Raw genomic sequence first — 24,297 nt, 5'->3', positions numbered from 1 at the left:
GTGGCGAACCTTCCTCCACAATCTTCGGCAGCGATGGCGACCGTTGCAATCAACGGAAAAAGACCGTCGGCCGAAAATTCCGTCAGGAGGAACAACCCATATGAGCAATCGCAGAGCCTTCATAGCTGCCACGGCGGCGCTCGCCTTCGCGTTCTCCGCCAGCCACGCCCTCGCCCAGAAGAAATACGACACCGGAGCGAGCGACACCGAGATCAAGATCGGCCAGACCGTGCCGTTCTCCGGCGCCTACTCCGTCTATGCCAATATCGGCAAGACCCAGGCCGCCTACTTCAAGATGATCAACGACCAGGGCGGCATCAACGGCCGCAAGATCAATCTGATCCAATATGACGACGCCTATTCGCCGCCGAAGACGGTGGAGCAGGTGCGCAAGCTCGTCGAAGGCGACGAGGTGCTGTTCACCTTCCAGATCATCGGCACCGCCGCCAACGCCGCCGTGCAGAAATATCTCAACGGCAAGAAGATCCCGCAGTTGCTGGCGTCCACCGGCGCCGCGCGCTTCAACGATCCGCAGAACTATCCCTGGACCATCGCCTACAATCCCAACTACGTGTCCGAGGGGCGGATCTACGCCAAGTACATTCTCAAGGAGCATCCGAACGCCAAGATCGGCGTGCTCTACCAGAACGACGACATGGGCCGCGACTATCTGGCGGGCCTCAAGAGCGGCCTCGGCGACAAGGCAGCCAGCATGATCGTCGGCGAGGTGTCCTACGAGGTCACCGATCCGACCGTGGACTCGCAGGTGGTCAAGCTGAAGTCGCTGGGCGCCGATCTCTTCTACGATGCCTCGACGCCGAAGTTCGCGGCCCAAGCCATCAAGAAGGTGGCCGAGCTCAACTGGAACCCGGTGCACATCCTCGACATCAATGCGAGCCCGATCTCGGCGACGCTGAAGCCGGCCGGTCTCGACATCTCCAAGGGCATCATCTCGACCCAATACGGCAAGGAGCCGAGCGATCCGCAGTGGAAGGACGATCCGGGCGTGAAAGCGTTCTTCGCCTTCATGGACAAGTATTTCCCCGAAGGCGACAAGCTCAACACGGTCAACACCTATGCTTACTCTGTCGCCGAGCTGCTGACGCAGGTGCTGAAGCAGTGCGGCGACGACTTGTCGCGTGAGAACGTGATGAAGCAGGTCGCCAACATCAAGGACTTCACCCCGAGCTTTGCGCTGCCCGGCATCAAGATCAACACCGGGCCGAACGACTATCGCGTCAACAAGCAGATGCAGATGATGCGGTTCAACGGTGAACGCTGGGAGCTGTTCGGACCGATCATCGAGGACAACGGCCCAGCGGGTTAGTTCAAGGGCGGATCTCGTAGGGTGGGTTAGCCCCGCGGATTGCGCGAAGCGCAAACCGCTAGGCTTAACCCACCTCTTCGGCCTCTGCGGCGACAGACGTGGTGAGTTACGCCTTCGGCCACCCACCCTACGAACTGCGGGTTTCACCCGCCTTGCGTTGCAGCAGAGCGTCCGCCACACTCCGGCCCAGCGATGACGCCCGTTTGCCGCCACGGCAACGGAAAGATCATCGAGATAACAAACCGAGGAAATTGCGAATGAGGAACGGATTGTTGCATCTGGTCGCCGGTACGGCACTCGCTTTGGCGCTGACGGTCTCGGCGGCCAATGCCCAGAAGAAATATGATCCGGGCGCCAGCGACACCGAGATCAAGGTCGGCCAGACCATGCCGTTCTCGGGACCGGCGTCGGCCTATTCGTCGATCGGCAAAACCCAGGCCGCCTATTTCAAGATGATCAACGACCAGGGCGGCATCAACGGCCGCAAGATCAACCTGATCCAGTATGACGACGCCTATTCGCCGCCGAAGGCCGTGGAGCAGATCCGCAAGCTGGTCGAGAGCGACGAGGTGCTGCTGACCTTCCAGATCATCGGCACGCCCGTGAACGCGGCCGTGCAGAAATATCTCAATTCCAAGAAGGTGCCGCAGCTGTTCGCAGCAACGGGCGCCTCGCGCTTCACCGATCCGAAGAACTATCCGTGGACGATGGGCTTCAATCCGAACTACTTCGTCGAGGGCCGCATCTACGGACAGTACATCCTGAAGGAGCATCCGAACGCCAAGATCGGCGTGCTCTACCAGAACGACGACCTCGGCAAGGACTATCTGAACGGCATCAAGGCCGGCCTCGGCGACAAGGCCGCCAAGATGATCGTGACCGAAGCGTCCTACGAAGTGTCCGATCCGACCGTCGATTCGCAGGTCCTCAAGATCAAGGACGCCGGCGCCGATCTGTTCTTCAGCGCCACCACGCCGAAGCAGGCCGCGCAGGCGATCAAGAAGATCGCCGAGATGGGCTGGCATCCGGTGCAGATCGTCGACATCAACGCCACCTCGGTCGGCGCGGTGCTGAAGCCGGCCGGCCTCGACGCCGCCAAGGGCCTGATCAGCGTCAATTACGGCAAGGAACCGCTCGATCCGACCTGGAAGGACGATCCCGGCCTGAAGAGGTATTTCGACTTCATGGCCAAGTACTATCCGGATGGCGACAAGGACTCGAACTTCAACACTTACGGCTACAGCACTGCGCAGCTGCTGGTCCATGTGCTGAAGCAGTGCGGTGACGATCTGACGCGCGAGAACGTCATGAAGCAGGCGGCGTCGCTGAAGGACGTCGTCAGCGATACCGCGCTGCCCGGCATCAAGGCCAACACCTCACCGACCGACTACCGCGTCAACAAGCAGCTTCAGATGATGAAGTTCAACGGCGAGCGCTGGGAGCTGTTCGGCCCGATCCTGGAAGACGCGGGCCCGGCAGGTTAGTGGGTGGTTGCCTGGTTCTGAAATGCGATCGGCGGCCTTCGGGCCGCCGATTTTGTGTTCGCGACTCAAATCCCTCACCGTCACCCTGAGGTGGCCGCCTCTTCGGCGGCCCTCGAAGGGCGACGGCCCGGCTGGTCGCAGCGCGGAAGCATCGAGGCCGCGCATCCTTCGAGGCTCCCGGCGCGACGCTCGCACGTCCGGATGACGGGGAGAGAGCAACGCGCCCTACGCCGGTATCTCCCCGAAATTCTTGCCCACCGGCAGCACCGCGTGCCGGATCAGCCGTGAATCGTCCACCGCCGCCTGCCGATGCTTCACCGCTTCGCGATAGACGGGATCGCGGATCATCTCGACGAAGGCTGAGACGCTTGGATATTCGGCGATGAAGCAATGGTCCCAGCGTTCGTCCTGCGGACCGATCAACATCAGCTCGAACCTGCCCTGCCAGACGATGCGGCCGCCAAGGCGTTCGAACACCGGCCCGCTGTCGCGGCCATAGGCTGCGTAGGCTTCCGCGCCGCTCGCCTTGCGTCCGTCCGGATAGGCCGCTTCTTTGCGCAGGCGCACCAGGTTGAGCATGTGGATCGGGCCGGGGCGGTCGTTGTCCCGGAATTGTGCGAAGATCTCCTTGGTCGGATCGATATGGCCCATGCGTGTTTCCCTGTTGTTTTGTGACGGCAATCCTAGCGCCGTCGCCTCATCAGCGGAACTGCGGCGGGCGAATGCCCCATCTCCTAATCACGCGTTAACGTCGGGGGTAACCGGGCCTTAAACTGCGACCGCTAGCGTGCGGCGGGGCGGGCTGACCGGGCGTTTTGCGTATGGGGTTGGGAAAGAAAAAGGGTGGGCGGAAGGAGCCGCTGTTCGGCTTGCCCGCGGCGCTCGCCGATCTGCGCCTCACCGCGGCGGATCGCATTCCCGGCGGCGACGACAAGCCGAAGAAATCGACGAAATCATCCGCCAAGCGCAAGAGCGAGGATGCCGGCGACGAGCCGCCGCGCGAGCGCAAGGTGTCGGCCAGCCGCAGCGGCGCCAAGCGCCGGTCGAAGTCGCGCGGTAGCTTCGGCCTCGGCCGTCTGGTCTATTGGGGCGCGGTGCTGAGCCTGTGGGGCGTGATCGCCGTGATCGGCGTCGTGATCTATGTCGGCGCCCATCTGCCACCGATCCAGTCCCTGGAGATTCCCAAACGCCCGCCGACGATCCAGATTGTCGGCATCGACGGCAGCATGCTAGCGCAGCGCGGCGAGATGGCCGGCGCCAATGTCGCGCTGCAGGACTTGCCGCCTTACCTGCCGAAGGCGTTCATCGCCATCGAGGACCGCCGCTTCTATTCGCATTTCGGCATCGATCCCGTCGGCATCCTGCGTGCCCTCGTCACCAACGTGCTCCATCGCGGCGTCTCGCAGGGCGGCTCGACACTGACGCAGCAGCTCGCCAAAAACCTGTTCCTGACCCAGGAGCGCACCATGCAGCGCAAGCTGCAGGAGGCGGAGCTCGCGATTTGGCTGGAGCGCAAGCATTCCAAGAACGAGATTTTGGAGCTTTACCTGAACCGCGTCTATTTCGGCTCGGGCGCCTATGGCGTCGAGGCGGCGGCGCAGAAATATTTCGGCAAGTCGGCCAAGAACGTCACGATCGCCGAAGCGGCAATGCTCGCCGGCCTCGTCAAGTCGCCCTCGCGGCTCGCACCGAACCGCAATCCTGAAGGCGCGGAAGCGCGCGCGCAAATCGTGCTCACGGCGATGGCAGATGCGAAGTTCATCACCGAAGCGCAGGCGAAGGCCTCGATCGGCCAACCCTCCTACAATGTGAAGCCGGCCGGTGCCGGCACGGTCAACTACGTCGCGGACTGGATCGGCGAGGTGCTGGACGATCTGGTCGGCCAGATCGACGAGAGCATCAAGGTCGAGACCACGATCGATCCGAAGCTGCAGAGCGTGGCCGAAGCCGCCATCATCGACGAGCTCGCAGCCAAGAGCGTCAAGTTCAACGTCAGCCAGGGCGCGCTGGTGGCGATGACGCCTGATGGCGCCGTGCGCGCCATGGTGGGCGGGCGGAACTATTCCGAGAGCCAGTACAACCGCGCGGTCACGGCCAAGCGCCAGCCGGGCTCCTCGTTCAAGCCGTTCGTGTATCTGACGGCGCTCGAGCAGGGCCTGACGCCTGACACGATGCGCCAGGACGCGCCGATCGAGGTCAAGGGCTGGAGACCCGAGAACTACACCCACGAATATTTCGGCGCGGTGACGCTGACGCAGGCGCTGGCGATGTCGCTCAACACCGTCGCCATCCGCCTCGGCCTCGAGGTCGGGCCGAAGAACGTTGTGCGTACCGCGCACCGGCTCGGCATCTCCTCGAAGCTCGAGCCGAACGCCTCGATCGCGCTCGGCACCTCCGAGGTCTCCGTGGTCGAATTGGTCGGCGCCTATGCGCCCTTCGCCAATGGCGGCTTCGGGGTGGCGCCGCATGTCGTGACGCGGATCAGGACGCTCAGCGGCAAGCTGCTCTACATGCGCCAGCCTGAGGAACGCAATCAGGTCATCGACCCCCGCTATGTCGGCATGATGAACACGATGATGCGGGAAACGCTGATATCGGGCACCGCCAAGAAGGCGGAGATCCCGGGCTGGCCGGCGGCCGGCAAGACCGGCACCAGCCAGGATTATCGCGACGCCTGGTTCATCGGCTACACCGCCAACCTCGTCACCGGCGTCTGGCTCGGCAATGACGACAACTCGCCGACCAAGAAGGCCACCGGCGGCGGCCTGCCGGTGGAAGTCTGGACGCGCTTCATGAAGACCGCGCACGAGGGCGTGCCGGTGACAGCCTTGCCGAGCGCACCAGGTGGCTGGGGCCTGTCGAACCTCGCGCAAGCGGCATCGCAGGTGTCACCACCGACTGCGGCTCCGGCACCAGGACCGGCACCGTCCAACTCCTATCGCCCGCCGCCGACGCGCGCCAATGTGCGGCCGGAAGCAGCGGCGGGGCTGGATGGCTGGCTGATGGACCGGCTGTTTGGCGGGAATCGCTAGGTGCGAGCTGAGGTCCCCGTGGCCAAAACAAAAACTGCGAAAACAACCCATGCACAGTAGCCGAGCATAGCGAAATCAACGGCTTGCCGGGGTGGCACAAACGCTTGGAGCGCGCTGCGCTGTCATTCCCCGCGACCCGGCTACGCCAAGGCTTCGCCGAGGTTTCAGTCTTGGGCGCGCCGAAGCTTTAGCGCAGGCGGCAGGCGGGGAATCCAGTACGCCGCAGCCCATCGATTCAATCACTACGGCCTTTGGAATACTGGATCGCCCGCTCCAGTGCCCAAGAGCGCACAAGGCAGGCGATGACACCTTCAAGACGTTGGCAGCGAGGGCCTAATCCTCGGCCCCGTACCGGTGCAGATCATTGCCATACGTGTCGAGCCACTTCTTGGCGCGCTCCATCGACGGACACACCTTGCCGCAGACGCGCCAGAACCGCGCCGAGTGGTTCATCTCGACGAGATGGGCGACTTCGTGCGCGGCGAGGTAGTCGAGCACGTAGGGCGGCGCGAGGATCAGGCGCCAGGAAAACGACAGCGAGCCGGCCGAGGTGCAAGAACCCCAGCGGCTGGACTGATCGCGGATCGAGAGGCGCCTGACCCTGACGCCGAGCTCGGCGGCGTAGGCTTCCGCCGAACGCTGCAGGTCGCAGCGCGCCTCGCGCTTAAGGAAGTCACCGACGCGGCGATCGACATGTTCGAGCCCGCCGGCGACGCACAGAATGCGTTCGCCGCTATCGCGCACCTCGGTCCACACCGTACCGCGCGTTCCGGCGCGATGAACGATGCGATGCGGCGTGCCGCGGAGCGGTATCACTGTGCCCGGCTGGAACGGCGCGGCCTTCGGCAAGCGACCGAGACGCGCTGCAATCCACGCACCGTGACGCTGCGCGAAGTCTTTTGCTTCGGCGAGCGTGCCGCGCGGCGGCATCGTGAGGATGGCTTCGCGATCGCTCGGATGAATTCTGAGCGTGTAGCGGCGCGCGCGTCTGTGCCGGCGCAATCGGATCGCAAAAAATTGCGATCCGTGGGTGATGACGAGGGTCTTCGGTTCGTGGGGCCGCCGATAGAGGAGTGCGCGAGTGGCCATGTCTGTCAGTCCGGGGGGCAGGAGGGCGCCCGGATTCTGCCATAACCGCCGCCAGGGAAAGCGCTCGGCGCAAAAACAAATCATTTGCCCAATATACAGCGGTCTGGCGTCCGGGAGACCCTACAGACTGGGGTTGGAACCGGCTTTTTTCGCCCTCGCTGGATGCATGCGACACCCCCAAGGGGTGAGGACAGACTCACTCCTATAAAACTACCTAAATACCGCGAATCTGGAGGGAGCTTGCCCCTGCCGAAGGCTCCGACAGGGGCTGAATTTTCGACGGGAAAGCCGAAATCCGGGATTATTCGGCCGCGAGCGCCTGCAATGAGCTCGGATTCGCAGCCGAGACCATGAAGTCGTGAATCCGCGGCACGATCTCGGACTTGAAGCGCGAACCGTTGAACACGCCGTAATGTCCGACGCCCTTCTGGACGTAATGAACGCGGCGATGATCGGGAATCGCGCTGCACAATGTGTGCGTTGCTTCGGTCTGGCCGAGACCGGAGATGTCGTCGTTCTCGCCTTCGACCGTCATCAACGCCACGCGCGTGACCTTGGAGGGATCGACGCGGGTTCCGCGATGGGTCATCTCGCCCTTCGGCAGCGAATGCTTCACGAACACGGTGTCGACGGTCTGCAAATAATACTCGGCGGAGAGGTCCATCACCGCGAGATATTCGTCGTAGAAGTCGCGATGCTTGTCGACGAGGTCGCCGTCGCCCTTCACCAGATTGGCGAAGAGCTGCTTGTGGGCGTCCATGTGCCGGTCGAGGTTCATGCTGATGAACCCGTTGAGCTGCAGGAAACCCGGATAGACGTCGCGCATCATGCCCGGATGCGGGAACGGCACCTTGGTGATGACGTGGTTGCGGAACCAGTCGATGCCGCGCTCCTGGGCCAGATTGTTCACCGCGGTCGGATTGCGGCGGGTGTCGATCGGTCCGCCCATCAACGTCATCGAGGTCGGCACGAAGGGATCGCGCCGCGCTTCCATGACCGAGACGGCGGCGACGACGGGCACCGAGGGCTGGCACACCGCCATGACATGGGTGTTGCCGCCGAGGACGTGCAGCATCTCGATGACGTAGTCGATGTAATCGTCGAGATCGAAGCGGCCGTCGCTGAGCGGCACCATGCGGGCGTCGGCCCAGTCGGTGATGTAGACCTCATGCGCGGGCAGGAACGCCTCGACCGTGCCGCGGAGCAGCGTCGCATAATGGCCGGACATCGGCGCGACGATCAGCACGCGCGGCTGCGGGCTGCGCAGGGGACGAGCGAACTTGCGATCGAAGTAGAGCAGCCGGCAGAACGGCTTTTCCCAGACCGAGCGGATCTCGATCGGGACGCGGAGGCCGTTGACCTCGGTATCGTTGAGACCCCATTCCGGCTTGCCGTAGCGGCGCGTGGTGCGCTCGAACAACTCGCAGGCCGCCGCGACCGACTTGCCGACCTCGGTGCGCGCCCATGGATTGAGCGGATTCTGAAACAGGAGCTTGGTTGCATCGGTGACGGCGCGTGCTGGATTGAGAGAGGCCTGTGCCATCTCGTACATCCAGTACATCGGCGTCGTCAGGACCGGACTGCCTTCTGCAGCCAGGGGCGGCGCGCCGCCAAACTCACCAATCGGCATAATCATATCCCTCTTCGCATCGCAGCATACTGCCGAATGCGTAATATTGCGTCAATGTATGCTTACGTACATCTACGCGCCCTGAACGGCTAAACGACCCTGAATCCACGGGAAAGTGAGGTTATTCACCGCTCGAAAGCAGCGAGCCATGCTTCCTGGCGCTGCGCAAAAGGGCAAGGAATGCCCCAAATGATACCACCAGCAGCACTGCATTGATGGCCAACGCGCTTAACATCAGATCGGTCCTAACGGTTTGCTCGATCAAGAGCGCCCGCATGCCCTCGAACACGTAAGTCGGCGGCAGCGCCCAGGCGACATGTTGCAGCCAGAGTGGCAACACATTGACGGGATAGTAGACGCAGGCGAGCGGCAGGATCGCGAACATCAAGGTCCAGACGATGCTCTCGGCGCCGAGGCCGTTTCGCAGCACAAGCCCTGACACGAAGATGCCGACCGACCAGCTGGTGAAGATCAGATTGCAGAAGAACGCGATCAGCGGCAGGCCGAGCGCATAGACATTGAAGTGAAACAGGAACAGCGCCAGCAGCGTCATCGGGACGATCCCGATCGCGAGCCGGATCAAGCTCATGACCATCAGCGACAGCAGAAACTCGATGGGCTTCAGCGGGCTCATCATGAGGTTGCCGATGTTGCGCGCCCACATCTCCTCCAGGAACGAGATGGAGAAGCCGAGCTGTCCGCGGAACAGGATGTCCCAGAGGATGACGGCGCCGATCAGCGTGCCGCCGGCGCGCGCGAAGAAATTGGCGTTCTCGGCGATGTAGAGCTGGAGGAAGCCCCAGGTGATGACCTGCAGCGCCGGCCAGTACAAGAGCTCGAGCAGCCGCGGCCAGGACGACATCAACAGATACCAATAGCGTAGGATCATCGCGCCGATGCGATGGACGGAGATGCCGCCGTGGAGGGAGAGCTCGGTCATGGCTCTCTCCCGTAGCCCGGATGGAGCGCAGCGCAATCCGGGAATCGCGCCACAAGCGGCAGGGGTCCCGGATTACGCTTCGCTCCACCCGGGCTACGAAGACAGCTCCCCCTCATCTTGCCGCCTCCTTCGCGCCGTTCACCCGGCCGCGCGCGACGTCCAGAAACACCTCCTCAAGCGTGGTGCGGTTGTAGCGCGCCATGATGGCTTCGGGCGTGTCGTCGTCCTCGATGCGGCCGCGCTTCATGATGATGACGCGGTCGCAGAGCCGCTCGACCTCGAGCATGTTGTGCGAAGCCAACAGGATGGTGGCGTTGTTCTCCTTGCGATAGCGCTCCAGATGCGCTCGCACCCAGTCGGCGGTGTCAGGATCGAGCGAGGCGGTCGGCTCGTCCAGGAGCAGCAGCTCGGGCCGGTTGATCAGCGCTTTCGCAAGCGCGACGCGGGTCTTCTGCCCGGCGGACAGCTTGCCGTTGGCACGGTCGATGAACTCGTCGAGATCGAGATCGTCGGCGAGCTCCGCGATGCGGCCGGCAAGGTGCTTCACCGCATAGAGCTTGCCGAACACGGTGAGGTTTTGCCGCACCGTCAACCGCATCGGCATGTCGACATAGGGGCTCTCGAAGTTCATCCGCCCCAGCACGGCCGCGCTCTCCTCGGGCATCCGATGGCCGAGCACCTGCACGCGGCCGGAGGTCGGCAGCACCAGGCCCATGATCATCGCGATGGTCGTGGTCTTGCCGGCGCCGTTGCCGCCCAGAAGCCCGGTGATGCTGCCGCGCGGCAGCGAAAAGGAGATATCGTCAACGGCGCGGGTCTGCTTGTAGACCTTGACGAGATGATCGACCGTGATCGCCGCGGACGGGCTGCGCTCCGCGACAGTCGGCCGACTTGAAGCCTTGTCATTCTCGGTCATGCTGACCGTTCTTCTGCTATTGCGGCAGGGAGCGCAAGGCTTGTAATCCGGTGGTTCCGCGAGCCCAGCGTTTTGTGAGCTTAGAAGGTACCGCCACATTGGCCGATATGACCGAACTTGCCGCCTCCAACTTCCGCCACGCGCAGCGGCATATCCGCCTGGACACGATCCTGCGGCTGCGCTGGCTCGCGGTGCTGGGCCAGCTCGCCGCGATCTTCATCGTAGCGCAGGGACTGGAGTTCAATGTCGAGATCGTCCCCTGCGTCAGCATCATCGCCCTGTCGGCGGCGCTCAATCTGGGACTCCAGACCGCGGCCAATCCGATGCACCGGTTGGAGCCGATCCAGGCGGCCGGACTGCTCGCGCTGAACATCGTCGAACTGGCTGGCCTGTTGTTCTTCACCGGGGGCTTGCAGAACCCGTTCTCGTTCCTGTTCCTCGCGCCGGTGCTGATCTCGGCCACGGCGCTGCCGGCCCGTTTCACCTTCGGCCTCGGTCTTCTGGCTGTTGCCTGCGCCTCGATCCTGTTCTTCTTCCATTTTCCGCTGCCCTGGGATTCCGACGATCCCTTGGTGCTGCCGCCGATCTATCTGGTCGGCGTCTGGCTGTCGATCGCGCTCGCGATCGGCGTCACCAGCCTCTACTCCTTCCAGGTCACCGAGGAGGCGCGCAAGCTCGCGGACGCGCTGGCCGCGACCGAGCTGGTGCTGACGCGCGAGCAGCATCTGACTCAGCTCGACGGGCTCGCAGCTGCGGCCGCGCACGAGCTCGGCACGCCGCTCGCCACGATCTTCCTGATCTCACGCGAGCTGGAAAAGACGGTCAAGGACGCAAGTTTTGCCGCCGATCTGAAGACCCTGCGCGAGCAGACCCAGCGCTGCCGCGACATCCTGAGCAAGATCACCCAGCTCTCCTCGACCGGCGCGCCGTTCGACCGCATGAAGGTGTCGGAGCTGATCGAGGAGGTGGTGGCCCCGCACCGCGATTTCGGCGTCGACATCAAGGTGCGGATCGCGGTCGCCGCCGTGGCCGAGCCGGTCGGCTCGCGCAATCCGGCGATCCTCTACGGTGTCGGCAACATCGTCGAGAACGCGGTGGACTTCGCTCGCACCACCGTCGAGGTGAACGCGTGGTGGAACAAGGATGATATCGAACTCGTGATCTCCGACGACGGCCCCGGCATTCCGCCCGATATCCTGAACCGGATCGGCGAGCCCTATCTGTCGCGGCGGCGCAGCCAGGATGATGGCAGCGGTGAACAGCGCGGCCTCGGATTGGGCGTGTTCATCGCGCGCACCCTGCTGGAACGCACCGGCGCCAAGGTCTCGTTTACCAACCGGACCTTCCCGGAACACGGCGCCGTGGTCCAGATCACGTGGCCCAGGCAGCGATTTGAGGCTATCGAGACCCTCGAAGAAGCAATAGGATAGGGCATGACCCGGAAAAGCGTTCAGCGGTTTTCCGTCAGGATCATGCTGAAAACAAGAATCGCAGGCGCGATGACGAGTCATCGCGCTTGAGGCCGCGACCTTGCGTCGCACAACACGGGCGATCGACTATCGGCGGCCTTGGCACCGCCCGATTGCGAGGCCATATGTAGACGCGTTGGAGAGAGGAAAAAACCTTGAACGCCATCGCCGAACTGAACGAACAGACCGACCGCTCGCTGCTCATTGTGGAGGATGACAAGCCGTTCCTGGAGCGGTTGTCGCGCGCCATGGAAACGCGCGGTTTTGCGGTGACGTCATGCGATACCGTCTCGGACGGTCTTGCGCAGATCGGCAAGGCGGCGCCGGCATTCGCCGTGGTGGATCTGCGGCTCGGCGACGGTAACGGCCTCGACGTGGTCTCCGCGCTGAAGAAGAAGCGCCCCGATGCGCGCGCGATCGTGCTGACCGGCTATGGCAACATTGCCACCGCCGTCACCGCGGTGAAGATGGGCGCGATCGATTATCTCTCCAAGCCCGCGGATGCCGACGACGTCGTCGCGGCGCTGCTGTCGACGAGCGCGGAGAAATCCGAGCTGCCGACCAACCCGATGTCGGCCGACCGCGTGCGCTGGGAGCACATCCAGCGCATCTACGAGATGTGCAACCGCAACGTCTCGGAAACAGCGCGGCGGCTGAACATGCATCGGCGCACGCTGCAGCGCATCCTCGCAAAGCGCGCGCCGCGGTAATTCGTTCCCCGCAATCAATCTCTCACCGTCACCCTGAGGTGCTCGTGTTGCGAAGCAAGGCGAGCCTCGAAGGGCGACGGCCCCGGCTGCATAGGGGCCGTGCATCCTTCGAGGCGCGCAAGAGCGCGCACCTCAGAATGACGGGACATAGGTCTCGTCGGAAACAGGCCTCGTAGGGTGGGCAAAGGCGCAAAGCGCCGTGCCCACGATCTGTCTGCTTTGGATAGAGGTGGTGGGCACGCTGCGGTTTGCCCACCCTACGGCACCAACGTTTGCGGCGCCGCTACTCCCAAAACTCCGCGTGTCCCTGTGGGTCGACCAGGCGGTTGATGCGCAAGGCCGCCGCCATCGCGAACCGCACCGTCATCTGCTTGCGCGTGGCGGCCGCGAGCTTGTGCTCGGGCGCCTCACACTGCATGTGCGCGCCATAGGCATCGGCGACGATCAGGCCGGTGTCTTCAGGAAAGATCTCGCACGGCAGGTCCTGCGTGAAGGCGAAGAACAGCCGGTCGCAATGAGCGCGGTATTCGTGCCATTTCTGGTCGGCGCGCAGGTCCTCCACCGACGACTTGATCTCGACGATCCAGATCTCGCCGCGCTCGTTCAGCGCCACGAGATCGGCGCGCCGGCCCGAGGGCAGCGGCAATTCGCTGATGCAGGAGAAGCCGAGCGAACGTAAGAGGCGCGCCGAGCCGCGCGCGATGGCAAGCGCCGTTTCGGATTGACGGCGATCGGGCGGCGGCACGAGGGTGATGCGGGCGGTGCTGTCCATGGGGTGAGGATAGCCGATTCCGTTTGAGGCGGACACTGTCTCTCCACCCGTCATTCCGGGGCGCGCGAAGCGCGAGCCCGGAATCCATACCCACAGGCGCTGTTGTGGGGTGAGCAGGTCACTCCGAATCTTCGCCAAACTACTCCCTGTGGCTATGGGTCCCGGGCTCGCGCCAAGTGGCGCGCCCCGGGACGACGGCGAGTGTGTGGGAACCTCCCCTCCCCCACGCACTTATCACGCAGCCGCCGCACCTCGGCGGAACCACCCGAGGCTATCGGCGGATGATCGACGATCTCTGGTACAAGAACGGCGTGATCTATTGCCTGTCCGTCGGCTCCTATATGGACGCCGACGGCGACGGCATCGGCGATTTCAAGGGCCTGCTCCGCCGGCTCGACTATTTGCACGGCCTCGGCATCACCACGATCTGGCTGATGCCGTTCCAGACTTCGCCCGGCCGCGACGACGGCTACGACATCGCCGACTATTACAGTGTCGATGCCCGCTACGGCACGCTCGGCGACTTCGTCGAGTTCGCCCATGGCTGCAAGCAGCGCGGCATCCGCATCATCATCGATCTCGTCGTCAACCACACCTCGGACCAGCATCACTGGTTCAAGGAGGCGCGGCGCGACAAGGCCTCGCCCTATCGCGACTGGTATGTGTGGTCCGACAAGAAGCCCGCCAATGCCAACAAGGGCATGGTGTTTCCCGGCGTGCAGAAATCGACATGGACGCGGGACAAGGAGGCGGGCGCGTACTACTTCCATCGCTTCTACGATTTCCAGCCTGACCTCAACACGTCGAACCCGTACGTGCAGGCGGAAATTCTCAAGATCATGGGCTTTTGGATCCAGCTCGGCGTCTCCGGCTTCCGCATGGACGCGGTGCCCTTCGTGATCGCGACCAAGGGCGCGAAGGTGAAGAATCCGGTCGAGCAGTACGACATGCTGCGCGCGTTCCGCGAATTCCTGCAATGGCGGCAGGGCGACGCCATCATCCTCGCCGAGGCCAACGTGCTGCCGAAGACGGACATGGAATATTTTGGCCACGACGCCGACCGCATGCACATGATGTTCAACTTCCACGTCAACCAGCACCTGTTCTATGCGCTGGCATCGGGCGACTCGCGACCGCTGGCGAAGTCGCTGAAGGCGACCAAGCCGCGGCCGGCCACGGCGCAATGGGGCCTGTTCCTGCGCAATCACGACGAGCTCGATCTGGGACGCCTGACCAAGGCGCAGCGCGATGCCGTGTTCAAATCGTTCGGCCCCGACAAGGACATGCAGCTCTATGACCGCGGCATTCGCCGCCGCCTCGCGCCAATGCTGGGCGGCGACCGCAGGCGGCTCGAGCTCGCCTACAGCCTGATGTGCACGTTGCCCGGAACGCCGGTCATCCGCTATGGCGACGAGATCGCGATGGGCGACGACCTCTCGCTGCCCGAGCGCAATTGCGCGCGCACGCCGATGCAATGGTCGACCGAGCCGCATGGCGGCTTCACCAAGAGCGACAGGCCGGCGTGCCCCGTCATCGACAAGGGACCGTACGGCTATCCGCACGTCAACGTCGCAAAGCAGCGGCGCGATCCCAACTCCATGCTGAACTGGACCGAGCGCATCGTCCGCATGCGGAAAGAAGTGCCGGAGGTCGGCTGGGGCGATTTCGCCATCGTCCCGACGCGCGATCCCGCCGTGTTCATCATGCGCTACGACTGGCGCAACAATTCCGTGCTGTTCGTGCACAACCTCGATGAAAAGCCGCGCGAGATCGCGTTCTCGGTGGGGCTATCAGGGGAGGCCGGCGCGCACCTGATCAACCTGCTCGCGGAGGACCACAGCCACGCCGACAAGCGCGGCCAGCACCGCGTCGTGCTGGAGCCTTACGGGTATCGCTGGTACCGGGTCGGCGGGCTGGATTATCTGCTGAAGCGGAGCGATATCGACGAGGATACGGTGCGGGGGAATAAGCATCCGGGGTGAGTGAATGCCGTCGTTTTCTCCGCTGCCGCAACGATCGTCATTGCGAGCGCAGCGAAGCAATCCAGAGTCTTTCAGCGGAGGGATCCTGGATTGCTTCGTCGCATCAGCGCAAAATTGCTACGCAATTTTGTCGCGAGCTCCTCGCAATGACGGCGAATAGCGATGTCGAGCCTTCGCTTTGTTCATCCAAGACGACAGCTAGGGTGGAGTAACGATCACCCCTTCATTCGCACGCAGATCCAGCACGCCTTCGATCCGCTCTCCCTCGCGATCCAGGTATGTCGACAACAAAACCTCGCTGCCGAAACGGATCGCACTCGTCGTCACCGCGATCGGCTCAGCTCCGAGATTGAGCGCCACGATCACCGCCCTGCCTTCGGCTTCACGGCGATAAATCAGAAGATCGCCTTGCGCCGCGATCGGATGATAATTGCCCGCGACCAGCGGCGGACAGCTCTGCCGCAAGCCGATCAGGCGCTTGTAGAGGTTGAGGATCGAGCGCGCATCGGCTTCGAGATTGACGACATTGTCGCGCACATAATGCTCCGGCAGCGGCAGCCACGGCCGCACCGCGGAGAAGCCGCCGAAGTGCGAGGAATCCCATTGCATCGGCGTGCGGCAGCCGTCGCGGCCGACACCGATGCCGGGCACGTTCTTCTCGAAGGGATCTTGGACATCCTCCGGCGCGATGGCCACCTGGTGCATGCCGATCTCGTCGCCATAATAGAGCGTCGGTGTGCCGCGCAGCGTCAGCAGCAGCATGGCGGCGACGCGGGCCTGCTCCGGCCCGACGCGACTCGCAACACGCGGGCGATCGTGGTTGCCGAGCACCCAGTTCGGCCACGCGCCGCGCGGCAGCGCCTTCTCGTAATCCTCGATGATGGTCTCGACCGAGCGCGCGCTCCAGAACGTCGAGAGCAGCGCGAAATTGAACGGCATCTGCGCGCCGGTGAGGTCGTTGCCGTAGTAAGCCATGAGGCGATGCAGCGGCAGATAGATCTCGCCGATCAGCACGCGGGCGCCATACCCATCGGTGACGCGCCGCATCTCGGCAATGACGTCATGCACCTCCGGCTGATCGGTGGAATATTGCGTCATGATCCTTTCGTTCGGCGGCCGACCCTCGACATAATGCGGGTTTGGCGGGTTGTCGCGGAATTCGGCGTCCTTGATCAGATGCCAGATCACGTCGACGCGAAAGCCGTCGACGCCCCTCTCAAGCCAGAACCGCATCACGTCATAGATCGCAGCGCGGACGTCCGGATTGCGCCAGTTCAGGTCCGGCTGCTGGGCCAGGAAGGCGTGATAATAATATTGACCTGTGGTCTCGTCGAACTGCCACGCGCTGCCGCCGAACTCGGACAGCCAGTTGTTGGGCACGCCGCCGTCAGGCCCCGGATCGCGCCAGATGTACCAGTCGCGTTTTGGATTGTCGCGCGAGGCGCGGCTCTCGACGAACCATGGATGCTGATCGGAAGTGTGGTTCGGCACGAGGTCGAGGATCAACTTCAGGCCGTTGTCGTGGGCGGCAGCGATCAACGTATCGAAGTCTTCCATCGTGCCGAACAGCGGCTCGATGCCGGTATAGTCGGAGATGTCGTAACCGAAATCGGCCATTGGCGAGGGGAAGATCGGCGACAGCCAGATCGCATCGACCCCCAGCGATTTCACATAAGGCAGCCGCTGCAGGATGCCGGCGAGATCGCCGACGCCGTCACCGTTGGAGTCCTGAAAGGAGCGCGGGTAGATCTGATAGAAGATGCCGTCGCGCCACCAATTACTATCGCTCTGAGCCAAGATCGCCCCCCAAATGTCCCTCGCGCGGACAGCAACGCGGGATCGCGCCGAGGGTTCAGACCAACAGGGCTTTAGGACGACGATGTGACGGCCGCGGCGGTGAGGGCGTCGTCAGGGTCCGTATGGCGCGAGTTCCGCCGTAATTTCGCGCCGATCCGGCCCTCGTTCCGGCTTCAGCCCACCGCGATGCCAGTGGAACTTCGGTTCCGAGGGACGAAACCACTGGAGGACCCCATGAGGTCACGCATCACACTGTGCTCGCTCGCCTTCGCTCTTGCCACCCTGCCCCTGTCGGCCGGATTGTCCCCGGCCCTGGCGCGGCCAACCGTCGAGGTCGCCTTCGTGCTCGATACCACCGGCTCGATGGCGCGCCTGATCGAGGGCGCCAAGCGCAAGATCTGGTCGATCGCCACCACGATCGTCGATTCCAACCCGGACGCCGACATCCGCATGGGGCTCGTCGCCTATCGCGACATCGGCGACGACTACGTGACCTCGAAGATCGAGCTGACCCGCGATATCCAGGACCTCTACGCCAATCTGCTGGAGCTGAAAGCGCGCGGCGGCGGCGACTGGCCGGAAAGCGTCAACGAGGCGCTGGACGTCGCCGTCAACAAGCTGCAATGGACGCCGGGCAACGACACCAGGCACATCGTCTTCCTGGTCGGCGACGCGCCACCGCACATGGACTATGCCCAGGACACCAAATATCCGACGACGCTCGCGGTCGCCAAGCAGAAGGACATCATCGTCAACGCCGTGCTTGCCGGCGATGCTCGCGATACCGAGCGGGTGTGGCGCGACATCGCGCAGATCGGCAGCGGCCGCTTCATTCCGATTCCGCAGGATGGCGGCCAGATCGTGGTGATCGAGACCCCGTACGACCAGAACATCATCATCCTGCAGCAACAGCTCAACGGCACGGTGATCCCCTATGGCCCGCGCGAGCGGCAACGGCACACCGAGATGAAGATGCGCCAGACCGCCAGCATCGCGGAGGCGGCGCCGGCAAGCGCCACCGACATGGCGAGCTACATCAACAAGCGATCCGCGGCGACCGCCGAAGCCGTCACCGGCGGCGGCGATCTCGTCGCGGACGCGGCCAAGGGCACGACGAGCGTCGCTTCCGTCAAGGACGCCGACCTGCCCGAGAACCTGCGGGCCATGAAACCCGAGCAGCGCGAGGCCGAGGTGACCAGGCAGATCGAGCAGCGCAAGGCTCTGAACGAGAAGCTCACCGCGCTGGTCGGCAAGCGCGACAAGTACATCGCCGAGCGGGCCGCGAAATCGCAGAAGACCTCGTCCTTCGACGGCGTCGTCCAGGAGACGTTGAAGGCGCAGATCAAGCGATAATTGCGGCGGGCCCGGGGAAAGGTCGATCCCCGGGTCTTCGCCCGAATCTTTTGCTTGGCGGCATGGCAAAAATCGGCATTGTGGCGCCATGACCGAGCAAAACGACACCCAATCCAAGGCGGGCGCGATCATCGTTCCCGTGACGCTGTTCGAGCAGAACTGCACCATCATCTGGGACGAGCCCACCAAGAAGGCCGTGGTGATCGATCCCGGCGGGGACGTGCCGAAGATTCTGGACGCGATCAAGCAGACCGGCGTCACCGTCGAGAAGATCTGGTTGACCCACGGCCATATCGACCATGTCGGCGGCGCGGCCGACCTGCGCGATGCGCTGAAGGTGCCGATCGAGGGCCCGCATGAAGCGGACAAGTTCCTGCTCGACAACGTGGTCGAGAGCGGCGCGCGCTTCGGCATGACCGGCGTACGCAATTTTGCGCCCGACCGCTGGCTCGCCGAGGGCGACACCGTGTCGATTGGTGACCTCTCGTTCGAGATCTTCCACTGCCCCGGCCATTCGCCCGGTAGCGTGGTGTTCTTCAACAAGGAATTGCGTTTTGCCCATGTCGGCGACGTCTTGTTCGCCGGCTCGGTCGGGCGCACCGATTTGCCCGGCGGCAGTCACGCCACGTTGATCAACTCGATCCTGACCAAACTGCTGCCGCTCGGCGACGACGTCGGCTTCATCTGCGGCCATGGCGCCGGCTCGAGCATCGGCCAGGAGCGGATGACCAATCCGTTCATCACCGGCGAGACGTAGGCGCTATTCGGCGGCCTCGGTAAGTGCCGCCGCTTCGCCGAGGTGACGCTCGCCCCACTCGCGGATCGCCGCGACGACGGGCACGAAGCTCTTGCCCTTGCGGGTCAGGCGATACTCGACTTTCGGCGGCACCTCGCCAAAATCCTTGCGGTCGATCAGGCCGCTCATCGTCAGCGCTTTCAGCTCCCGGCTGAGCACGCGCGGGGTGATCTCCGCGCTTCCGCTCGTGCCGCGCAACAGTCCGCTGCGGATCTCGCCATAGCGGCGCGGGCCGTCCTTGAGGTCCCAGACGATGCGCAGCTTGTACTTGCCGCTGATCATCTTCTGAAAGGCCGCGACCGGACAGGTTCGCGCCGGCATTGCCTTTGCCATGTCGTCTCCTCCATGCGCATCCAGCTGCAATGAGGATAGGAGCGACGTCGAAAAAGTCCATACTATCAATTTTGTCCATACTTGCGGGATCGTCCGCAAGCCGCAGATGATGACGCACACGACGAACAGGGAGCGTCACATGAAGCACTTCATGATCCGATATGAATTCAAGAGCGGGACGACGGAAGCCTGGCACCAGGAGATCGCCCGTTTCATCAAGGCGATCGACAGCGATCCGGAGCTAAAAGGACGGATCGGCTATCGCGTGCTGAAAAATCGCGACGACGGCCACTACTTCCATCTCGCCAGCGTCGCCGACGAGGATGCGCAGAAGACGCTGCAGTCGCGCGACTTCTTCAAGACCTATTCGGCGATGACGCGGCAAGTCTCCGGCGGCGAGGTGACGGCAACGCCGATCGAGATGATCGACCAGACGGCGTAGTCGCAAACTCAGCTGTCGTCCCTGCGTTCGCAGGGACGACAGCGAGACTACTTCATCAACCCCGCCGCGGTCAGCGCGCGCGTGATGATCTGGCCGAGATCGAAGCCACGGGCCTCCTCGCGCTTCGGCTCGGCCGGCTGTTCGGCGACGGCCGCACGGATCGAGCGGGCGAGATGCGGCGCAGGCGAAAGCGCCTGCTTTGTTGCAGACTTGGTTGCGGACTTGGCTTCCGCCTTCGCAGCGTCTGCAATCCAGTTGGTGAGGCCGAAGAATTTTGCGATGTGATAGGACGAGGAGATACCGGCCTCGATCAGGAAGGCGCCTTCGACGCCATAGCGCTGATCGTTGTCGGCGAGCCCAAGCGGCGTGCCGTGCGCCATGTCGGTGATGGCGTAGAATTCGACCAGCGTCTCGCCGTCCTTGTTCCACCAGGCCTGGCGCGGATAGCCGTCGACATTGGTCTCCGCCATCGGCGCTTCCGGCAGATCGTGCAGATCGAGCCACTGCTTGACGATCTCGTTGGCGTTGCCGGGATTGACGGTGCGATCGGCGCTGCCGTGCCACACCGAGACTTTCGGCCAGGAACCGCGATAATCGGAGGCGTTGCGCACGAGATCGCCGAGCTCGCGCGCGGGACGCACCGGGGAGTGAAACATGCCGTCCAGCGCTTCGCGCAGATTCGAGGCGATGCCATAGGGCAATCCGGCAATGATCGCGCCGGCCGCGAAGACTTCAGGATAGGTCGCGAGCAACACCGATGTCATGCCGCCGCCGGCGGACAGACCGGTGATGAAGACGCACTTGGGATCGATGCGATGTGCCTCGACCATGTGCGCGATCATCTCGCGGATAGAATGCGCCTCGCCGCTGCCCCGCGCCGTGTCTTCCGGATTGAACCAGTTGAAGCAGGTATTGCCGTTATTGATGCGCTGCTGCTCCGGCATCAACAGCGCGAAACCATAGTGCTTCGCGAGCGTCGACCAGCCCGCACCGAGATCGTAACCCCCCGCCGTCTGCCCGCAGCCATGCAGCACGACGACCAGCGCGCGCGGCTTCTGCAACTGCGTCGGCACGAACGCGAACATGCGCAAGGCTCCGGGATTGTCGCCGAATCCCGTGATCTCTTCCAATGGACTGGACACATCAGCGCTGCGGCCAAGCTCGGCAAAGCGCCGACCGTCCAACCTGGGCAGACGTCTCAACAAATCGACATTTTTCGCTAACGACACGGCAAGTTCCTGGTGGGCGACGTTCAACGTCCAGCCAAACCAGATAGTTGCTGCATTGCAAAATAAAAAGACCGTGCGCTGTCAATCCTACGAAATCGTAGGGATTTCCCGCGGATCCGCAGGCATTAACCACCAAATGCCTCAACTTCGTGCAGAGGCGCGGCGCATCCACGTCAGGAATGCGACGCAGACCATGATTAATGTCACAAACAGCGCAAGCGAGACGAGAAATCCTGCGCGCGCTGATTGCAGCGCTTCGACGGCGAAGAATACCGCGCCGATTGCGGCCACTCCGGCCGCATTTCCGATCTGCGCCGTGGTGCCGTACATCCCGGAGGCCGAGCCTGCGGCGACGGGCTTCACACTTGACAGCACCGCGCCGGAGAGTGGCGCCATCACCAATCCCTGACCGTAACCGAAGATGATCATGATGAGCGCGAGCAGGAGCGGCGACGGCGCATCTTTCAAGAACGCCACGAGCGCGAGCGCGGCGAGGCCTGCGATCTGAAGCGCGCAGCCTTCGATCAAAACCTTGGTGCCGCGATGGCGCGCCCGCGCACCGCTGTGACGTGACGCCACAACGAAAGCGAGCGCGAGCGGAATGAAGGCCATGCCGGCTGAGAGCGGCGGGATCTCGAGCCCACGCTGCATGAAAAGCGTCATCACCAGATAGAAGGAGAGATTGGCAAAGAAGAAAAAGAAGGCGGCGCCAAGCCCGCGCAGGAAGGCGGCGTCCGCCAGCAGCGTCAGGTCGATCAGCGGCATTCCGCCGGCGCGCGCGGCCGCATGCTCCAGCTTCAGGAACGCGGCCAGGATGACGCCGCCGGCTGCCATCACGGCCCACAGCCAGGGTGCCCAGCCGACATCGTGACCGAACAGCAGCGGGCCGATCAGGCAGAGCAGCCCCGCGAACAGGACCACGCTGCCTTTGATGTCGAGCCTTGCGCCTGATCGCGGCGCCGACGGCATGATGCGCCAGGCGGCAGCCGCGATGACGAGGCCGCAGGGCACGTTGATGAAGAACACCGAACGCCAGCCGGTGCCGGCAAGATCAGCCGTGATCAGCAGACCACCGAGCAGGAAGCCTGCCGCGCCGGCCAGCCCGAGCACGATGCCGTAGATGGCGAAGGCGCGGCTGCGCGTCTCATCGGTGAACAACAGATGCAGCGTCGCCAGCACCTGGGGCACCATCAGTGCCGCGGTCGCGCCCTGCGCCAGCCGGGCGATGATCAGCTCCGCGCCGGATTGCGCGAGACCGCACCACAGCGACGTCAGGGTGAAACCGAGCACACCGGCCAGGAACACATTTCTGGTGCCGTGGATGTCGCCGAGCCGGCCACCGGTGACGACCAGCGTGGCATAGGCGATCAGATAGATCGCGATCACGGATTCGATCTGCGCCGGCGAGGCCTTCAGCTCGACTGCGATGGTGGGAATGGCGACGTTGACCACGAAGGCATCGACGCCGAACATGAACTGGGCGGCGACGACGATCGCCAGCACCCACCAGCGGCGGGAGGAATCGACTTGTCGTGTGACGATCTGGTGCATCGGTGCATGACTCTGGAACCTCGTTATTCTCAGGATTTCAGATCTCATGCGGTGCCGCGATTACCTCGCAGGTAGGATCTGCCACGCATGCCTGCATTCCGCAACACGGGACACCGCGCGATTGCGTTCGCGCCGTCAGGCACGTAGCCTCACCGTCTCAACGAACAGAAAAATCAAAGCCGGAGAGAACGCCATGGCGCGCCTGAAGTTCGGAGCCTTTCTTGCCCCGCATCACCCGATCGGGGAGCATCCGATGCTCCAGTTCCGGCGCGATCTCGACCTGGTCGAGCAGCTCGACGCGCTCGGCTATGACGAGTTCTGGTGCGGCGAGCACCATTCATCCGGCTGGGAGATGATCGCTTCGCCCGAGATGTTCCTGGCTGCCGCCGGCGAGCGCACCAAGCGGATCAAGCTCGGCACCGGGGTGGTGTCGCTGCCCTATCATCATCCCTACAACGTCGCCCAGCGCATGGTGCAGCTCGACCACATGACCGGCGGACGCGCCATCTTCGGCTCCGGCCCCGGCGCGCTCGCCTCCGACGCACACACGCTCGGCATCGACCCGATGACGCAGCGCGATCGCCAGGACGAGGCCATCGGCATCATCCGCCGGCTCTTCAACGGCGAGCGTGTCACCGCCAAGAGCGACTGGTTCACCATGAACGATGCCGCGCTGCAGATCCTGCCGCTGCAGGAGGAGATGCCGTTCGTCGTGGCCTCGCAGATCTCGCCCTCCGGCATGACGCTCGCCGGCAAATACGGCATCGGTATCATCTCGCTGGGCTCGATGACGACACAGGGGCTGATGTCACTGCAGCAGCAATGGCAGTTCGCCGAGGACGCCGCCAGGAAGCACGGCACCACGGTGAGCCGCGCCGACTGGCGCGTGCTGCTGACCTTTCACATCGCCGAGACCCGCGAGCAGGCGCGCAAGGAAGCCGGTGCCGGGCTGATGCGCTGGCACAACGAATATAATGTCGGGACGCTGCAGCGGCCGGGACTGACCGCATTCTCCTCGCCCGACGAGGCCGTGGACAAGACGGCCTTCGTCGAGGGCGCGGCATCCACCATCGGCACGCCCGACGACCTCGTCAAAACCATCAAGAACGTGATGCAGGTCTCCGGCGGCGTCGGCGCCATCATCGGTTTCGTGCACGACTGGGCCAATCCGGAAAATACGCGCCGGAGCTGGGACATGGTGGCGCGCTATGTCGTGCCCGAGATCAACGGCTATATCGATTCCCTACGCAGGTCGCAGAAATTCGTGATCGAGAACCGCGCGATCTTCGAGCGCGCGGGACAGGCGGTGATGGCCAAGATCATGGAGAACGAGAAGGCCGCCGAGGCGCTGAAGGTGACCGGCCCCGGCCGCGTCGCCATTCCCGCCGTCAACGCCCCGGATCTGCAAAAGGAAGCGGCGAAGCGATAGGTCCTGCTCCACTCGT

Annotated in this window: 20 protein-coding genes; 10 read left to right on the top strand and 10 right to left on the bottom strand. The window is 63.7% G+C overall.

Features of this window, described 5'->3' with window-relative positions; all coding sequences use genetic code 11:
- Positions 1 to 100 precede the first annotated feature (100 nt).
- Both IVB26_RS01280 and IVB26_RS01275 read left to right on the top strand, forming a co-directional pair.
- Positions 101 to 1,327 carry an ABC transporter substrate-binding protein gene (locus tag IVB26_RS01280; RefSeq protein WP_247970260.1) on the top strand — a complete coding sequence of 409 codons (1,227 nt, stop codon included), beginning with the start codon at positions 101 to 103 and terminating at the stop codon, positions 1,325 to 1,327.
- Between the two features lie 257 nt (positions 1,328 to 1,584).
- Entirely contained in the window at positions 1,585 to 2,811 is a 1,227-nt protein-coding gene (locus IVB26_RS01275; RefSeq protein ID WP_247970259.1) for an ABC transporter substrate-binding protein, read from the top strand.
- 225 nt (positions 2,812 to 3,036) lie between these two features.
- Here the strand turns inward: IVB26_RS01275 and IVB26_RS01270 are convergent, their stop codons facing one another.
- On the bottom strand, positions 3,037 to 3,462 hold the full coding sequence (locus tag IVB26_RS01270) for a DUF1330 domain-containing protein (RefSeq protein WP_247970258.1): 426 nt from the start codon (positions 3,460 to 3,462) through the stop codon (positions 3,037 to 3,039).
- 170 nt (positions 3,463 to 3,632) lie between these two features.
- Between IVB26_RS01270 and IVB26_RS01265 the strand changes: the two genes are divergently transcribed.
- Entirely contained in the window at positions 3,633 to 5,843 is a 2,211-nt protein-coding gene (locus IVB26_RS01265; RefSeq protein ID WP_247970257.1) for a transglycosylase domain-containing protein, read from the top strand.
- A gap of 333 nt (positions 5,844 to 6,176) precedes the next feature.
- Here IVB26_RS01265 and IVB26_RS01260 read toward each other — a convergent pair whose 3' ends face one another.
- The 4 genes from IVB26_RS01260 to IVB26_RS01245 form a co-directional block, all read right to left on the bottom strand.
- Positions 6,177 to 7,016: a M48 family metallopeptidase gene (locus IVB26_RS01260; RefSeq protein WP_247970256.1), complete on the bottom strand. Its 840-nt coding sequence runs from the start codon at positions 7,014 to 7,016 to the stop codon at positions 6,177 to 6,179.
- A gap of 217 nt (positions 7,017 to 7,233) precedes the next feature.
- Entirely contained in the window at positions 7,234 to 8,562 is a 1,329-nt protein-coding gene (locus IVB26_RS01255) for a polyhydroxyalkanoate depolymerase (RefSeq protein WP_247970255.1), read from the bottom strand.
- A 121-nt stretch (positions 8,563 to 8,683) separates the two neighbouring features.
- Entirely contained in the window at positions 8,684 to 9,502 is an 819-nt protein-coding gene (locus IVB26_RS01250; RefSeq protein WP_247970254.1) for an ABC transporter permease, read from the bottom strand.
- 112 nt (positions 9,503 to 9,614) lie between these two features.
- Entirely contained in the window at positions 9,615 to 10,418 is an 804-nt protein-coding gene (locus tag IVB26_RS01245) for an ABC transporter ATP-binding protein (RefSeq protein WP_247970253.1), read from the bottom strand.
- 107 nt (positions 10,419 to 10,525) lie between these two features.
- Here IVB26_RS01245 and IVB26_RS01240 point away from each other — a divergent pair, with 107 nt between their 5' ends.
- Both IVB26_RS01240 and IVB26_RS01235 read left to right on the top strand, forming a co-directional pair.
- Positions 10,526 to 11,848, top strand: coding sequence for an ActS/PrrB/RegB family redox-sensitive histidine kinase (locus tag IVB26_RS01240; protein ID WP_247973385.1), 1,323 nt, complete (start codon positions 10,526 to 10,528; stop codon positions 11,846 to 11,848).
- Positions 11,849 to 12,042: 194 nt separating this feature from the next.
- On the top strand, positions 12,043 to 12,597 hold the full coding sequence (locus IVB26_RS01235; RefSeq protein ID WP_008141807.1) for an ActR/PrrA/RegA family redox response regulator transcription factor: 555 nt from the start codon (positions 12,043 to 12,045) through the stop codon (positions 12,595 to 12,597).
- Between the two features lie 283 nt (positions 12,598 to 12,880).
- Here the strand turns inward: IVB26_RS01235 and IVB26_RS01230 are convergent, their stop codons facing one another.
- Positions 12,881 to 13,369, bottom strand: a complete 489-nt coding sequence (locus tag IVB26_RS01230) for an MmcB family DNA repair protein (RefSeq protein ID WP_247973384.1) — start codon at positions 13,367 to 13,369, stop codon at positions 12,881 to 12,883.
- Positions 13,370 to 13,650: 281 nt separating this feature from the next.
- Here IVB26_RS01230 and IVB26_RS01225 point away from each other — a divergent pair, with 281 nt between their 5' ends.
- A complete protein-coding gene (locus IVB26_RS01225; protein WP_247970252.1) occupies positions 13,651 to 15,351 on the top strand; it encodes an alpha-amylase family protein in 1,701 nt (566 codons plus the stop codon).
- A 198-nt stretch (positions 15,352 to 15,549) separates the two neighbouring features.
- On the opposite strand, the gene IVB26_RS01220 is transcribed toward IVB26_RS01225, so the two are convergent.
- Positions 15,550 to 17,148, bottom strand: coding sequence for an alpha-amylase family glycosyl hydrolase (locus IVB26_RS01220; RefSeq protein ID WP_247970251.1), 1,599 nt, complete (start codon positions 17,146 to 17,148; stop codon positions 15,550 to 15,552).
- A 234-nt stretch (positions 17,149 to 17,382) separates the two neighbouring features.
- On the opposite strand from IVB26_RS01220, the gene IVB26_RS01215 reads away from it, so the two are divergent.
- Both IVB26_RS01215 and IVB26_RS01210 read left to right on the top strand, forming a co-directional pair.
- Positions 17,383 to 18,501 carry a vWA domain-containing protein gene (locus tag IVB26_RS01215; RefSeq protein ID WP_247970250.1) on the top strand — a complete coding sequence of 373 codons (1,119 nt, stop codon included), beginning with the start codon at positions 17,383 to 17,385 and terminating at the stop codon, positions 18,499 to 18,501.
- Positions 18,502 to 18,589: 88 nt separating this feature from the next.
- Positions 18,590 to 19,258 (top strand): MBL fold metallo-hydrolase, encoded by a 669-nt coding sequence (locus IVB26_RS01210; RefSeq protein WP_247970249.1) that lies wholly within the window; start codon positions 18,590 to 18,592, stop codon positions 19,256 to 19,258.
- 3 nt (positions 19,259 to 19,261) lie between these two features.
- Here IVB26_RS01210 and IVB26_RS01205 read toward each other — a convergent pair whose 3' ends face one another.
- Complete coding sequence (locus IVB26_RS01205; RefSeq protein WP_247314309.1) at positions 19,262 to 19,630, bottom strand: winged helix-turn-helix transcriptional regulator; 369 nt, start codon at positions 19,628 to 19,630, stop codon at positions 19,262 to 19,264.
- Positions 19,631 to 19,769: 139 nt separating this feature from the next.
- On the opposite strand from IVB26_RS01205, the gene IVB26_RS01200 reads away from it, so the two are divergent.
- Positions 19,770 to 20,072 (top strand): hypothetical protein, encoded by a 303-nt coding sequence (locus tag IVB26_RS01200; protein WP_247970248.1) that lies wholly within the window; start codon positions 19,770 to 19,772, stop codon positions 20,070 to 20,072.
- A 47-nt stretch (positions 20,073 to 20,119) separates the two neighbouring features.
- Here IVB26_RS01200 and IVB26_RS01195 read toward each other — a convergent pair whose 3' ends face one another.
- Together IVB26_RS01195 and IVB26_RS01190 are read right to left on the bottom strand one after the other, a co-directional pair.
- Positions 20,120 to 21,301 carry an extracellular catalytic domain type 1 short-chain-length polyhydroxyalkanoate depolymerase gene (locus IVB26_RS01195; protein ID WP_247970247.1) on the bottom strand — a complete coding sequence of 394 codons (1,182 nt, stop codon included), beginning with the start codon at positions 21,299 to 21,301 and terminating at the stop codon, positions 20,120 to 20,122.
- 141 nt (positions 21,302 to 21,442) lie between these two features.
- Positions 21,443 to 22,852 carry an MFS transporter gene (locus tag IVB26_RS01190; RefSeq protein ID WP_247970246.1) on the bottom strand — a complete coding sequence of 470 codons (1,410 nt, stop codon included), beginning with the start codon at positions 22,850 to 22,852 and terminating at the stop codon, positions 21,443 to 21,445.
- 193 nt (positions 22,853 to 23,045) lie between these two features.
- Between IVB26_RS01190 and IVB26_RS01185 the strand changes: the two genes are divergently transcribed.
- Complete coding sequence (locus IVB26_RS01185; RefSeq protein ID WP_247970245.1) at positions 23,046 to 24,281, top strand: LLM class flavin-dependent oxidoreductase; 1,236 nt, start codon at positions 23,046 to 23,048, stop codon at positions 24,279 to 24,281.
- Positions 24,282 to 24,297: the final 16 nt, after the last annotated feature.

The sequence above is a fragment of the Bradyrhizobium sp. 195 genome, assembly GCF_023101665.1.
Classification (GTDB): Bacteria; Pseudomonadota; Alphaproteobacteria; order Rhizobiales; family Xanthobacteraceae; genus Bradyrhizobium.
The sequence above is the reverse complement of the archived record's forward strand: the minus strand, read 5'-3'. Positions and strand labels throughout refer to the sequence as shown.